Genomic DNA, 15026 nt, shown 5'->3' with positions numbered 1-15026 from the left:
TTTCAGCCAATCATGTTCAAAAAGATCCTGATCGCGAACCGCGGCGAAATTGCCTGCCGCGTCATCCGCACCGCCCGCGCCATGGGCATCAAGACGGTCGCGGTGTATTCCGACGCCGACCGCAATGCGATGCACGTGCGCATGGCCGACGAAGCGGTCCACATCGGCCCGGCACCTTCTGCCCAGAGCTACCTGGTGATCGACACGATCGTCGAGGCCTGCAGGAGCACCGGCGCCGAAGCCGTGCACCCCGGCTACGGCTTCCTCTCGGAGAAGACCGCCTTCGCCGAAGCCCTGGCGAAGATCGGCGTGGCCTTCATCGGCCCGAAGCCGCATGCGATCACCGCGATGGGCGACAAGATCGAATCGAAGAAACTGGCCAAGAAGGCCGGCGTCAATACGATTCCCGGCTATACCGATGTCATCGATGGCCCTGAACACGCGGTGAAGATCGCGCGAGAGATCGGCTACCCGGTGATGCTCAAGGCCAGCGCCGGCGGCGGCGGCAAGGGCATGCGCGTGGTGCGCAATGACGAGGAATGCCGGGACGGCTTTCAGCGCGCAACCAACGAAGCGGTATCCAGCTTCGGCGACGGCCGCGTGTTTGCCGAGAAGTACATCGAGGAGCCGCGCCACATCGAGATCCAGGTACTGGCCGACTCACAGGGAAACACCTTGTACCTGAACGAGCGCGAGTGCTCGATCCAGCGTCGCCACCAGAAAGTCATCGAAGAAGCCCCCTCGCCCTTTCTGGACGAGAAAACCCGCAAGGCCATGGGCGAACAGGCGGTTGCGCTCGCCAGGGCCGTGGACTATGAATCGGCTGGCACCGTGGAATTCATCGTCGATCGCGACCGCAACTTCTACTTCCTCGAGATGAACACCAGGCTGCAGGTCGAGCATCCGGTGACCGAGATCATCACCGGTCTGGATCTGGTCGAGCTCATGATCCGCGTCGCCGCCGGCGAAAAACTGCCCCTGAAGCAGAAGGACGTGAAGATCAGCGGCTGGGCGATCGAGTCGCGCATCTACGCCGAAGACCCTTTCCGCAACTTCCTGCCGTCGATCGGCCGCCTGGTCCGTTGCCAGCCTCCTGCCGCGAACACGCATGTGCGTGTCGATACCGGCATCGAGGAAGGCAGCGAAGTCTCGATGTACTACGACCCGATGATTGCCAAGCTGATCACCAGCGGCGACAACCGCGAACAGGCGATCGAGCGCATGGGCGAGGCACTCGATGCCTATTACATCCGCGGCGTGTCGCACAACATCAGCTTTCTGAATGCGCTGATTTCGCACCCGCGCTTCCGTGAAGGCCGGCTCAGCACCAACCTGATCGCCGAGGAATATCCGGACGGATTCCACACTGCCGATGTGCCACGGGCCGACCCGGAACTGGCCATCGTCGTGGCCGCCACGATTCACCGCCGCCTGATGGGCCGTGCGGCGAAGCTGTCGGGGCAGCTGCCGAGCCATGAACGGCGCGTTGGCAGCGACTTCGTGGTCTGCATCGGCAAGGACGAGCATCCGGTCACCGTGCTGTCACTCGGTGATGGCTGTGAAGTCCGTCTGGGAAATACCACTTTCCGCGTGCTGACTGCCTGGCGCTTTGGCGAGGCACTGGTGCGTGTCGAGGTCAACGGCAAGCAGGCCTGCCTGCAACTCGACCGCATCGGCGTGCGCTATCGGCTCACCCACCGCGGTGCGCAAACTGATGCACTGGTCTGTGAGCCGCGTACCGCGGCACTGAATCGCCTGATGATCGCCAAGACTCCGCCGGACCTGTCGAAGTTCCTGCTGTCGCCCATGCCCGGTCTGCTCGTCCGCCTCACCGCAACGGTGGGCCAGGAACTGAAGGCCGGCGAGGAAATCGCCGTGATCGAGGCCATGAAGATGGAGAACAGTCTGCGCGCCACTGATGATGTGACCATTGCCAAGGTGCTGGTCGAACAGGGCCAGAGTCTGGTCGTCGATCAGCCCATCGTTGAATTTGGCTGAGACTGACTGCGATGCCGGCTCCGACTTCGGCCAACGATTCGACCCGGGACCCGGAAAAGCTGGCGGCCGCTCTGCGCGCTGGCGACCGGCGCGCGCTCGGCCGGGCCATCACGCTGGTTGAATCCAGTCGCGCCGACGACCGGGAACCGGCAAACCGGCTGCTCGAAGTCCTGACGCCACTGGCCGGCAAGTCGATCCGCATCGGCATCTCCGGCGTACCGGGCGTCGGCAAGTCCACGTTCATCGAGAGCTTCGGCAATCACCTCATCGACAAGGGCCACAAGGTCGCCGTACTCGCCGTCGATCCGTCCTCTGCCCTGTCGGGTGGCTCGATACTCGGTGACAAGACGCGCATGGAAACCCTGTCGCGGCGGGTGGAGGCCTTCATTCGCCCGTCGCCCGCCGGCAGTACGCTTGGCGGCGTCACACGCCATACGCGCGAAACCATCCTGCTGGTCGAGGCCGCCGGCTTCAACGTCGTGATCGTCGAAACAGTCGGCGTCGGCCAGTCCGAAACCGCCGTTGCCGGGATGACCGATTTGTTTCTGCTGCTGCTGCTCCCCGGTGGTGGCGACGAATTGCAGGGCATCAAGCGCGGCATCGTCGAACTCGCCGATCTCATCGTGGTCAACAAGGCTGATGGCGAGCTTGCGACCGCCGCAGAGCGTTCGGCCGCTGATTACCGCAACGCGCTCCGGTTCCTGCGCCCGCGTTCGGTACGCTGGCAGGTGCCGGTCGAGACCTGCTCGGCACTCGAAGGCCGGGGCATCGACCGGATCTGGACGCTGATCGAAAAGTACCGGGATACGATGCAGGCCAGCGGTGATTTCACCGCTGCGCGAGCCAGCCAGGCGCGGCGCTGGCTGTGGAGTGAAACGGCCGAGAGCCTGCTCGCACTGCTCCGTGAAGATCCTGCAGCGGCTGCGCGCATGCAGACGCTGGAACAGGCGGTCGCAGCAGGCAAACTGTCGCCGCGCGTCGCTGCGCAGGAACTGGTACAGAACTTCTGGAAGGACGGCAAGCTGAAATGATCGGACGACTCAATCATGTGGCGATCGTGGTCGCGGACCTCGCAGCCGCGACAGCCACGTACAGGGACACACTCGGCGCACGGGTGTCCGCACCCCGGGACCTGCCGGAACACGGCGTCACGACCGTATTCGTCGATTTGCCCAACACCAGGATCGAACTGCTGGCCCCGCTTGGCGAGAATTCGCCGATTGCGCGCTTTCTGCAGGCCAATCCGGCCGGTGGCATGCACCATCTCTGTTACGAGGTGGAAGACATCCTGGCAGCCCGCGACCGGCTGAAAGCCGCCGGCCTCCGCGTGCTGGGCGATGGTGAACCGAAGACCGGGGCCCATGGCAAGCCGGTCCTGTTTCTCCATCCGAAGGATTTTTGCGGTACGCTGGTCGAAATAGAAGAAGCCTGAGGAACAGGCGGAGTCCCATGGCACTGAGCATTCCCAGTCATCGCGAGCTGCGCAAGATCGTCGTCCTGAATCCCAAGGGCGGTTCGGGCAAGACGACGCTCGCGATCAACCTGGCAGGCTACCTGGCGTCCATAGGCCGCCCCACGGCGTTGATGGATTTCGATCCGCAGGCGTCCAGCATTCGCTGGCTGAAGAAGCGCCCCAAGGACCAGCCGGCGATTTACGGCATCGCTGCCTATGAAACCCGGATGGGAATGACGCGCAGTTTCCAGCTGCGGGTGCCAAACGAGATCCGTTACCTGGTGATCGACACACCTGCTGCCATGACCACGGCGCAGCTCACCGAGTTCACGCCCGGAGCGCACGCAATCCTGGTGCCCGTCCTGCCCTCTTCGATCGACATCCACGCAGCCTCGCGGCTGATCGCTGACCTGTTGCTGGTTGCGAAGGTCAGCCGACGCATGGGACGGCTCGGCGTGGTAGCCAACCGTGTGCGGGAAAACACGCTGGGATTCAAGAAGCTCATGTCTTTTCTTGACCGCCTGCAGATTCCCATCATCGGCGCCCTGCGCGACAGCCAGAACTATGTGCATGCGGCCGACGAGGGCATCAGCATTCACGAGATGCACAGTTCGCGCAGCAAGAAGGACCTGCTCAGCTGGTTGTCGCTGACCAGCTGGCTTGAACAGCGGCTGAATACACCGCTCACCAGCCGGGATATCCTCAATTCCGGCGAGTCACCGGATCCCGGGCTGTCGTCCGCGGAGATTGTCGACCTGCGCACCTATCAGGGACTGCGCGACGGCATGCCCTGAATCCCCTCTGCGTTTCACGGAGTCCCGTGCGGATCTCAGATCCCGCGCTTTGGTGCGGCCCACGCGCGAACCACGCCGATGATGCCCGGCAGGATCGACAGAAAGACGATGCCCAGCACCACCACCGAGAAATTGTTCTTCACGAAGGGCACGTTGGCGAAGAAATAGCCGGCCGGCACAAGCAACAGCACCCACAGCAGGCTGCCGATCACGTTGTAGATCTGGTAGCGCAGATGACTCATCTGCCCGATACCGGCCGCGAAGGGCGCTACCGTGCGCACGATCGGCACAAAGCGCGCGATGACGATGGTCTTGCCACCGTAGCGTTCGAAATAGGCGTGGGTCTTGTCCAGATGATCCTGGCGTATCAGCCGTGGAAAACGCAACTTGAGCTCATGCCCGACCAGCCGTCCAACCCAGTAGTTGACCGTATTGCCGAGTATCGCCGCCACGATCAGCAGCAGCGCAAGCAGGCTGAAGTCCAGACGCCCGGAAGCGGTCAGCGCCCCGGCAGCAAACAGCAGCGAGTCGCCGGGAAGGAACGGCAGCACGACGAGACCCGTCTCGCAGAACACGATCAGGAACAGGATCGCATACACCCAGGTCCCGTAGTCGCCGACCAGGGCATCCAGGTGCACATCGAGGTGCAGGGCGATATCGATGAACTGGGCGATGAGATCGGGCATTCCGCAGCGCTCAGCCAGCGAACGAGGCGGCTGCCGCCCGCAAGGTATCGCTGTTGATCGCGGCGACATGGTGGGCCTCAAGCTCCGCCGTCTTCAGCGTCTTGCGGATGATGCTTTCCAGATTCGGCCGCTTGCTTTCCGGGCCATCACCGCTGCCGAGACCACCACCGAACTCGACAAAGCTGGTCAGCTGCGCGGCGATGGCCGTATTCAGGCAACCCACCCAGTTGACGGGATTGAAGAGCTGGAAGAAAAGCCGTGTGCGAATCGTGTCTGGTGCAGGCTCATGCACACCGCCCGTGTAGTTGGACAGCACGCCAAGCTTTGGTGCCGAGAAAGTCGTGGCATCCAGGTCGGCGCGGAACAGGCGTGCGGCCGCGACCATGAAATAGGTATGAAATGCGCCCTCGGTCGCGAGGCGTATGGCGCGCTTGCGTGGCATCTGCACCGCGAGATCCGCGGCCAGCGCGTCGAGATCGGCATCGCGGCCGCCGACCACCGTCTGGTCGGGCAGGTTGCAGCTCGCGACCTGGCAGTAATGCCGGTCGGCCAGTGGCCGTGCCGTCTCGACATCGAGGGTCAGCGCCAGCATGCCACCTTCGCCGTGCTCACCCATCAGCTCGCCACGCCGGCGCACCAGTTTCAACGCATCCGCAAATTCCAGCACCCCGGCGGCAACCAGCGCACTGTATTCACCAAGACTGTGCCCGGCCGCCAGCGCAGGCTGTACACGCCCGCCGGTCAGCTCGGTGAAGACTTTCAGGCAGGCGATCTCGTGGGTCAGCAGTGCGGGTTGCGTGTTGCGGGTCAGGCCGATCTCATCGGCCGGATCCTCGAAGGACAGCTTGCAGAGATCGAAACCGAGCACTTCGCTGGCCTGGTCATAAACCTGCCTGGCGGTGGCGAAATCGCGATAGAGATCGCTGCCCATGCCCCGATACTGGGAGCCCTGCCCCGGAAACACGAACATCAGTTGCTGGTCGCTCATACACCTCGCCCGATCGAAAGCCAAAACGCCGGCAGAGGATACGGACGCAGCCTCCGGCCCACAACCTCTGCCGTGTGTGGAAGAGGTAGGAGCAACTGTCTTTTTTTCAGGCCACACCTGAGAGGGTCGGTGGTGCCCAAGTGGTGTGGTCGCGGGCCATGGCGTTGAGCATGATGAGCAACTTGCGCATGCAGGCAACGATGGCCACTTTCTTGAGTTTCCCGCGGGCGAGCAGCTGCCGATAGGTCGTGGCGATTATCGAGTTGGCACGGATGGAAGCCAAGGTAGCCATGTAGAGCACGCGCCGCAGGTCAGCGCGGCCACCACGGATATGCCGTTTACCCTGATGGGCTCCGCTGTCCGCGTTGTACGGTGCAATGCCCACCAACGCCGCGATCTGCCGGCGACCCAAGCGGCCCAGTTCCGGAAGTCGTGCCGCCAGCGTGGCTTGCAAGACCGGTCCCACGCCTGGCGCTGTAGCCAGGTCTGTGGTGGCCGTGACCGCCAGCTGCGCCTTGATCTTGCGGTCGAGTTGGTGGATCTCCCGCTGCAGGCTGGCGTTGATCCGGTTGAGCACCCGCTGGGCAACCACGGCGGAACTCTGCTTGAGTCGACGCTGATTGTCGTCGCGCTGACTGACCAGTTGTCGACGCAGATCGACCAGCGCCCGCAAGGCCTCGGTCGCCGCATCGGGCGCCATCGTCACCGGCACCACCAGGATCCGGGCGGCCTCGGCCAGCAAGGCGGCATCCAACGGATCCGTCTTGGCCTGCCAGCCCAGTGCCCGGGCCAAGGCCTTGACCCGTCGTGGCTGCAGTCGCACCACGGTCAGCCCAGCGGCTTGCAGCTGCTGCCAGATGGCCCGTTCATAGCCACCGGTGGCTTCCAGGGCGATCCGTTCCGGTTGCACCGCCTGCAGTTCTGCCACCACCTGCGCCCGCCCTGCTGGTGTATTGGGTCGCTTCCATGTGCGCCCCTCCGGCTGCAGACACAGCACCAGCGTGGCCTTGGCCACATCAATCCCGACATACGCTGTCATGTGCTTCTCCCCGCGTTAAACTCAGCCCTGAGAGCACTCTCGCCTGGCCCACGCTTGTGCGGTTTCGAGCTGACACTCGAGCAACTGTTCGGGCTTGACGGCGGGAGTACGGGGTACGGCGGCCTGCGCTCCTACACGTGCTCGCAGCACTCCGGCTCATCGGCCTGCCGTACTCCGCTCTCGCCTTGAGATTAACCGGGAAGAAAGACACAAGCGGCTTCAGCCGCGATCCGGTGTCGCGTCCGGATCGCGGCTGAAGCCGCTTCTACTCCTACCGACGGGGCGGACCGAAGCCGGCGACCGGCGGCGCGGTGATCTGCTCAGCCTCGCTGATCGCCGCCGCAGGCAACTTCATGAGACCCGCAGCAACGTTCTGCTCCAGCTGCGCGATACTCGTCACACCGGCAATCACACTCGCAACCACCGGTTTACTGACCAGCCAGGCCATGGCGAGGTCCAGCAACCGGATCCCATGCTTGTCACACACCGCATTGAATTTTTCGACGATGTCGAGATTGGCCTCACTGGAAAATGCACTGCTGCCAAAGGCACCCCACTTCGCCAGCCGGCTGCCCTCGGGCAGCGGTACGCCCTTGCGGTACTTGCCGGTCAGGAGACCGCTCTCCAGCGGAAAATACGGCAGGATGCCGAGGCCATAGGCGCTGGCCGCCGGCACGAGCTCGCGCTCTATATCGCGTGTGATCAGGCTCCAGCGATTCTGTGCCGAAACAAAGGCGTTGAGGTTGTGTGCCTTTGCCGTCCAGTCCGCTTCCACGAGCTGCCAGCCGGCGTAGTTGGAATGACCGATGTAGCGCACCTTGCCCTGGCGGACCAGATCATCAAGTGCGCGCAGGGTCTCCTCGACCGGCGTCTTCGTATCCGGGAAATGCATCTGGTACAGATCGATGTAGTCGGTCCCGAGCCGCTGCAAGCTGGCCTCCACCGCCGCACAGATATAGCGGCGCGATCCACCCTGCATGTCGCGCCGGGACGAGGACATCGGCCCCGCAAACTTGGTCGCGATCACGACTTCCGGCCGGCGCTTGCCGAGTGCCCGCCCCAGCCAGACTTCCGACTTGCCACGATCACCGTAGATATCTGCGGTATCGAAAAAATTGATGCCCAGCTCCATCGCGCGGTGCACGATACCGGCTGCGGCCTCTTCCTCTATCGACATGCCGAAGGGCATGCAGCCCAGACCGACGACGGAGACCTGCAGACCGGAGCGGCCCAGATTGCGGTATTCCATATGCGTTTTCCTGTTCAGACCTTGCGGGTTCGGTTGGCGGCAATCGAAAGCTGTGGATGCCATGTCTGCTCGGTGCGGACGCCTCGGCGATCGAGCTGCATCAGCATCGCATCGATCAGATACGGCCGTCCCTCGCGCGTCACGGCGATCGCCCGCTTCAGTGCCTTGCGAAAGCCGGCAGGATCGGTCGCCCGCTCCGCGGGAATGGAAAAACTCCTGGCCAGCCCGGAAAAATCCACCAGCGGGTCGCCGAGATAGCAACTGACGTCCTTCCACAGATCGCGCGTATCCTGGTTCGACAACAGCGGCGAGTTGTTCTGGATTCGATTGCGCTCGTTATCGTAACTGCGATTGTTCATCACGACGATGATCACCGGTATCTCGTACCGCGCTGCGGTCCATAGTGCCTCGACCTGACCGAACAGCAGCGCACCGTCGCCGACGAGACAGACCACCTGCTGGTCCGGTCGGGCAACCTTCACACCCAGCGCCGCACCGATACCCCAGCCCAGCGCGAAGCCCGTCGTCTGGCCGATCAGCCGCTTCTTGCCGCGATCCAGATCCAGCCAGTAAAACGGCGACCTGTAGTCAAGTTCGGGGACGATGATCGCATCCGGTTCAAGTTGCAGTTCGAGCTCGGCCGACACGCGCGGCCACGACATCGGGCTTGCATTCCAGTACGCCTGCGCATCCGACTTGCGCCGCTCGTCGGCCGCTGCCTGCGCTTCGCGTGCGGCAACAAGACGTCCGGCAGCGATCTTCTGCAACCGGTCGGCAGTTGCCATGCCGCGCACCGCGTCATTGAGTGCAACGAGGGTCTCTTTCATGCCGGCAGCGATGGCCACATCCGTCGGATAGGTATTGCCGATCTCGCTGAACTCGATGCGCGCATGGACGAGCTTCGCCGCACGTGGTGGCGGCGGCGCAAAGACAGTCGGATCGGGCATCGGCCCGCCCAGATTGACGAAGACATCCGTCTTGGCCAGGTCACGCGGAATTCCCAGCCCGTAAAAACCGGCAAACAGCGGATGCCGGAACGGAAAGTCGCTGTATACGCTGTAGCCCTGCGCCACCTGCGCACCGAGCATTTCTGCCAGGCTGATCAGCTCATCGCCGGCGTCGGCCCGCGTCACTTCGGCTCCTGCACACAGCATCGGCGCCTTGGCCTCGATCAGCAGGCGGGCAGTCTGCTCGATCAGTTCGGGCTTGGGCCGCATTTCCACAGGTGCCTGAAAACGTGCCTGCGGCCAGATCGTCTGCTTCACGTTTTTCATGCCCAGCAGGTCGAGCGACATGCGCACATGCACCGGCCCGCCCGGCGGCGTACCGGAGACCTTGATGGCCCGGCGGATCATCTCCGCGATCTGCCGTTCGTTGCGCAGCTCCCAGCGCCACTTGGTAAAGGCCACCATGGACTCCAGCCAGTTGTCCATCTGCTGAAAGCCATTGCGGCCTTCGAAATAGTTGCTGGTGCCGTCAGCGAGCACGAGGATCGCGGAACGATCCTTCCAGGCGTTGTAGAGGTTGTTCATGGTGCTCGGCACGGCCACACCCGGCACGATCAGCACCGAGGTCCGGCCGGTCGCCAGCTCGTAGCCATGCGCCATGCTGGTCGCCTGGGATTCCGCCAGGGCGAGAATCATCTGCGGTTCCGACCGCAGGGTGAGCGCATCAAAAAATGCCGACATGCCAGTGGCTGTGGTGCCAAACACATACGAGACGCCGGCTGCGCGCAGTGTCTCGACCAGCACCTCGGCGCCGGTACCCGTAAATGACACGCCTTCAGCGGCGGGCGGCTGCTGGGCTGCCGCCATGTTATGCACGACGGATTCCACGGCCGCAGCACTGAGCCCCAGAGCTGCCAGACCCTTGCTGAAACTGCGACGGGAGATCCGGCGGTTCATGAACTGGTGCAGCAGCTCGCGCATGCCTGACTCCTGAAGGGACAAAACAGACGCCGACCTTATGCTAGATTCAGACCCAGCGCGATCCGTTCGTGAACATCAGGTCAACATACGGTCAACGACGCTCATGATGCAGATTCCTTTTGCTACAGGAACTTGCAGCGGCTATCTTTGACCGGATAACACTGCCCGCACGGCGACCAACAACCGCAACGGGCTCCTGCAGAAGATTGAAGGGGGAAGACCATGGCCATTATTCGTCGCAGCTGTACGCTGGCGGTCGTCACATCGTTTGCCTGCAGCCCGGCACTGCTCACGCTGCCGGTCACCGGCTGGGCACAGATCGAAGAAGTCATCGTCACCACCCGCAAGCGTGAAGAAAGCCTGCAGGAGGTCCCCATCGCGGTAAACGCGATCAACGCGGCAGAAATCGACCGCAAGGCGATCAGCAGCGTCGCCGACATCACCAAGGGCCTGTCCTCCATCGAATTCGACGAAGGCGCTTCGACGAGCGATACCCGCATCACCATCCGCGGCCTGTCACCGACCCGCGGCCGCCAGAACGTCGCCGTGCTGGTCGATGGCATCGACGTCTCGACGGAAGCCATCAGCAGCTCGGGCGGCGGTGTATTGCTCAACACGCGACTCGTGGACATCGAGCGCATCGAGGTCGTCAAGGGCCCGCAGATGGCCTTGTACGGACGCAGCGCCTTTGCGGGCGCCATCCAGTACATCACCAAGGACCCGTCCGATGAATTCGAAGCGACGGTCGCCGCTGATGCCAACGGTGACGACCAGTACAGCGCAACGCTCGGCCTCAGCGGACCGGTGTTTGGCGACAAGCTCGGCCTGCGTTTCAACGCGGCGGTCTGGGACGAACCGGGCTTTTACGACAACACCATCACCGGCCACAGCCTCGGTGACGACGAAGGATACGGCCTCGCGCTCAGCGCCAAGTCACAGCTGACCGATTCCTTCAGCCTCAAGTTCCGGGCTGAATACCAGGATCAGCAGACCGGACCGGCAGCCACTGCCTTCATGAAATTCAACACCGAAACGGTGGTACCCACGACGGCAAGCAGCACTTATACCGACCCGGTGAGCGGCATCGTCCACCCTGCCCTGTTCCGCTGCTTCGAGCGGCTGTCCAGCAAGACCTGGAATACTGCCCTGGTCGACCGGAACAACCGGCTGTATGACCCGAACTACACGCCTGCCGGCCCCACGCTCACCGTACCCATCGGTCAGGCGCCAAACCCTGTGCTTTACAGCAGCCCATATTGCGAAACCGCCGTGGCAGGCTTCAACGGCGCACCGGGAAAGTTCGACAAGTCGGCCATCGCCGTCAGTCCGAACCCGTGGACCAACGACGATTACGAGGGCATCGACCGGCAACTGATCCGCCTGTCGATGATCGGCGAGTGGGAACTGGAAAAGGGCACGCTGACCTTCCGCACCGGCTATATCAAGGAAGACGCGGTTGAATCAGCCGATAACGGCAAGTTCGCTTTCAGCCCGGATCCAGCCAGCATCTCGCCACTCACCGGTGGCGGCTACCTCGACGGCAACCCGAACGCATTTACGGTCGACACCGACAAGACCACCACCCAGTTCAGCCAGGAACTCATGTACCGGACCAACCTCGATGGTCCCACTCAACTCACGATCGGTGCCTTGTACTGGAACGAAGAGGTCGACAACGACACCTATTCGGTGACCTTGCAGGCCTCGGGCAGCCATTGCGCCTGGTCAAGTGTGACCGGCCAGACCTTCGAAGAACTCGGTCTGTTCGATACCCGGCCTGATCTGGCCGGCACCAGTTGTTACGGCTATGCAGAGCGTGCCGTCGCTCCGCTGGCGCGTGGTGGTTTCAACTACACTGACGGTCAGCCCTACAACGGTATCCAGGGCTACATTCAGGATGCGGTGAGCCCGGCCGACCGGGACACCGATCATCGTTCGCTGTTCGGCATGGTCGAATACGAGTTCACGGACAGCATCAAGGGCACCTTTGAGGGCCGCTACAGCGTCGAGACGGTGGACGTCACAGGCCCGCTGTTCCTCGACCCGAATGCTTCCGGCGGTCCCGGCAGCTGGGTACCCTGCGGCATCTTCTTCCGGCCCTGTACCGATGACTACCTGTTCGGCCAGTACGGACCTTTCTACAGCAAGGCGAACTTCGAGGCGCCCAATAACGGTCAGCAATGGGATGCCAGCGGCAACTACACCATCGTTTCGGCTGACGCCGTCCGGGCCGGCACCGGCTACGACATCTGGGCACCTGATTATCTGTTTACCAGCGGTCCGCTCAAAGGCAACACCTACCGTTCAGCCATCCCCGCCACCTGCCTGGCCGACCCCGCCGTTCAGCAGCGCCTGGCAAACTTCGATGCCGGCGGCGGCGATCCCTTCGACATGTTCAACCCCTTCTGCGTATCGAGCATCTCCAGGGACGACAGCTGGTTCTCGCCCAAGCTGACGCTAAGCTGGCAGGTCAACGATGACCTGAACGCCTACGCCTCATGGTCCAGGGCGGAAAAGCCGGGCGGCTTTGCCACGCTGAGTATCGGCAGCAGTGGCCTCAACCGCGAGCTGCTGGAGTACAAGCCGGAGAAGCTGGTGGTCTGGGAAATCGGTGCCAAGAGCCAATGGCTGGACCGGACCCTGATACTGAACACCGCGTTCTTCTTTCAGGACTTCACCGACAAGCAGACGCTGGTCTCGGTGCTCAATACCGTCGGTGACCGTCTGGTCAACAAGCTCGAGAACGTGGACGGCGCTGAAGTCTACGGCCTGGAACTGGAGGCCACCTGGGCACCGGAAGCCACCTTCCTCGGCGGCAACTGGCAGTTCAACGGTGCCTATACCTGGCTGGACGCCCAGTACGTGGGTGCCGAGGTTGAAAACACCTCATTCACTTTCATCTCCGCCGCCAACAGCTGCAGGATGAAGGAAGTGGGCCGACAGAGCACCGTCTGCCTGGTCAGCCTGGATGGCAAAAAACTCGAGGATGCGCCGGAAGGCAAGTTCACCGGCTCGATCGCCTACAACCTGCCGCTGGCTGAAGACCTGAGTTTCTTCGCCGAAACGGATTTCATGTGGGTTGCCCGGCGCTATATCGAAGCCACCAACGAGAACTGGGTGGAGCCCGATACCAATGTCGACCTGCGTCTCGGCATGCGCGGTCGCAACTGGGAAGTCATGGGCTACGTCACCAACGTCTTTGACGATGACACGGTGGCTTCGGTACTCGGCGGCCCCAGCCTCTCCTGCTGCTTCATACTCGGCAGCGGTATCGACATCAGCGGACGCGAACCACCCTCTGATGATCCAGGCGGCGACCCCAGCGATGGCGACCAGGCACCTTACGAACCCGGCAAGACCGTTACCGTCGAGCTGCCGCAGTTCCGTGCCGCCTTCGCACCGGACCCGCGCGTCATAGGCATCCGCGCCCGCTACAAGTTCGGCGGTTCGGAGTAGCGACGGCGAGTCAGGCAACAACCACTTTCAGCTCGAGGAAGTCAGCCAGGCCGAACTCGCCCCACTCGCGACCGTTGCCGGACTGCTTGAAGCCGCCGAAGGGTGCATTGAGCGGCAGGTCCGCGCCGTTGATGTGTACCATCCCGGCACGGATCCGGCCGGCGACGCGCCGTGCATCAGCCGGATCAGCAGACCACACATAGGCGGCAAGGCCGTAGGGGGTATCGTTGGCGATACGGATTGCCTCGGCCTCGTCGCCATACGGCAGGATGCTCAATACCGGACCGAAGATTTCCTCACGGGCGATCTTCATGGTATTGCGCACAGCCGCGAACACCGTGGGGCGTACATAGAAGCCCTGTGTCAGTCCCGGCGGCCGGCCCGGACCACCACATACCAGCGTGGCGCCCTCATCAAGGCCGGCCTGGATCAGGCGCTGGATCTTGTCGAACTGTGTCTGGCTCACGACCGGGCCGAGCTGTGTGGCTGCATCACGGGGATCGCCGACCACCATGGCTTCAGCGACCGCCTTTGCCAGCACAGTGGCCCGCCCGTGCAGCGCCGCAGGCACCAGCATGCGGCTCGGCGCGTTACAGCTCTGGCCGCTGTTGCTGAAGCAGTCCGTCACCCCCCAGCGCACGGCAGCTTCCAGACTCTGCTCATCCAGAATCAGCAACGGCGACTTGCCGCCCAGTTCCTGATGCACACGTTTCACCGTATCGGCCCCGGCCCTGGCAACCGCGATTCCCGCACGCGTGGAGCCGGTAAAAGACAGCATGTCGACGTCCGGATGCGCCGCGATCGCCTGCCCCACCCCCGGCCCGTCGCCGTGGACGAGATTGAAAACCCCCGGCGGCACGCCTGCTTCGTGGATCACTGCCGCGAAGAGGCTGGCAGACAGCGGTGCGATCTCGCTCGGCTTCAGCACCATCGTGCAGCCGGCCGCCAGAGCCGGCACCACCTTGCAGGCGATCTGGTTGATCGGCCAGTTCCAGGGCGTGATAAACCCGCACACGCCGACCGGCTCGCGCAGCAGCAGCATGCCGTCGCGCTCTTCGCTGAAGCGGAAGGTCTGCAGCACTTCGAGCATCGTGGCGAGATGTGCAGCGCCGATTCCTGCTTGCGAGCGGCGGGCAAAGGCAAGTGGCGCACCCATCTCCTCGCTGATCGCCGCTCCAATTTCATCCTGCCGACGCCGATAGGCATCGAGCACGCGCCCGATGAGCGCACTGCGCTCTGCCACCGTACTGTGCGCATAGGCTTCGAAAGCCCGCCGGGCCGCGACAACCGCACGATCGACATCGGCCGGGCCGCCGAGCGAAATCGTGGCAATGCGCTGTTCGGTGGCCGGATTGATGACGGGACAGTCCTGCGGCTGCTGTGGATCCACCCACTGGCCATCGATGTAGAACTGGCGATAGTCGGTCATGCTGTT

General features: G+C 63.1%; 11 protein-coding genes. 5 read left to right on the top strand and 6 right to left on the bottom strand.

Annotated features, from left to right (window positions below; genetic code table 11):
- The first annotated feature begins 12 nt into the window (after positions 1 to 12).
- Genes H6979_00210 through H6979_00195 form a run of 4 tightly spaced genes read left to right on the top strand, consistent with a single transcriptional unit; the run spans position 13 to position 4245 of the window.
- Positions 13 to 1998 carry an acetyl/propionyl/methylcrotonyl-CoA carboxylase subunit alpha gene (locus H6979_00210; protein ID MCP5138269.1) on the top strand — a complete coding sequence of 662 codons (1986 nt, stop codon included), beginning with the start codon at positions 13 to 15 and terminating at the stop codon, positions 1996 to 1998.
- Between the two features lie 11 nt (positions 1999 to 2009).
- Complete coding sequence (gene meaB / locus H6979_00205; protein ID MCP5138268.1) at positions 2010 to 3029, top strand: methylmalonyl Co-A mutase-associated GTPase MeaB; 1020 nt, start codon at positions 2010 to 2012, stop codon at positions 3027 to 3029.
- Positions 3026 to 3430: a methylmalonyl-CoA epimerase gene (gene mce / locus H6979_00200; GenBank protein MCP5138267.1), complete on the top strand. Its 405-nt coding sequence runs from the start codon at positions 3026 to 3028 to the stop codon at positions 3428 to 3430. The genes meaB and mce overlap by 4 nt, the downstream gene beginning before the upstream one ends.
- A gap of 17 nt (positions 3431 to 3447) precedes the next feature.
- Positions 3448 to 4245 (top strand): ParA family protein, encoded by a 798-nt coding sequence (locus H6979_00195; protein MCP5138266.1) that lies wholly within the window; start codon positions 3448 to 3450, stop codon positions 4243 to 4245.
- A 35-nt stretch (positions 4246 to 4280) separates the two neighbouring features.
- On the opposite strand, the gene H6979_00190 is transcribed toward H6979_00195, so the two are convergent.
- From H6979_00190 to H6979_00170, 5 genes are all read right to left on the bottom strand, one after another.
- Positions 4281 to 4931, bottom strand: coding sequence for a DedA family protein (locus H6979_00190; protein MCP5138265.1), 651 nt, complete (start codon positions 4929 to 4931; stop codon positions 4281 to 4283).
- A 10-nt stretch (positions 4932 to 4941) separates the two neighbouring features.
- Positions 4942 to 5919 (bottom strand): ACP S-malonyltransferase, encoded by a 978-nt coding sequence (locus H6979_00185; GenBank protein ID MCP5138264.1) that lies wholly within the window; start codon positions 5917 to 5919, stop codon positions 4942 to 4944.
- Between the two features lie 106 nt (positions 5920 to 6025).
- The gene (locus H6979_00180) at positions 6026 to 6958 is read right to left on the bottom strand and encodes an IS110 family transposase (GenBank protein ID MCP5138263.1); all 933 of its coding nucleotides are present in this window, start codon (positions 6956 to 6958) and stop codon (positions 6026 to 6028) included.
- Positions 6959 to 7229: 271 nt separating this feature from the next.
- Positions 7230 to 8207, bottom strand: coding sequence for an aldo/keto reductase (locus tag H6979_00175; protein MCP5138262.1), 978 nt, complete (start codon positions 8205 to 8207; stop codon positions 7230 to 7232).
- 14 nt (positions 8208 to 8221) lie between these two features.
- On the bottom strand, positions 8222 to 10135 hold the full coding sequence (locus tag H6979_00170; protein ID MCP5138261.1) for a thiamine pyrophosphate-binding protein: 1914 nt from the start codon (positions 10133 to 10135) through the stop codon (positions 8222 to 8224).
- Between the two features lie 222 nt (positions 10136 to 10357).
- On the opposite strand from H6979_00170, the gene H6979_00165 reads away from it, so the two are divergent.
- Complete coding sequence (locus tag H6979_00165; protein MCP5138260.1) at positions 10358 to 13591, top strand: TonB-dependent receptor; 3234 nt, start codon at positions 10358 to 10360, stop codon at positions 13589 to 13591.
- 10 nt (positions 13592 to 13601) lie between these two features.
- On the opposite strand, the gene H6979_00160 is transcribed toward H6979_00165, so the two are convergent.
- Positions 13602 to 15020, bottom strand: coding sequence for an aldehyde dehydrogenase family protein (locus H6979_00160; GenBank protein ID MCP5138259.1), 1419 nt, complete (start codon positions 15018 to 15020; stop codon positions 13602 to 13604).
- Positions 15021 to 15026 lie beyond the last annotated feature (6 nt).

This window comes from Chromatiales bacterium (assembly GCA_024234935.1).
Lineage (GTDB): Bacteria > Pseudomonadota > Gammaproteobacteria > Steroidobacterales.
This window is presented reverse-complemented; position numbering and strand designations above follow the sequence as displayed.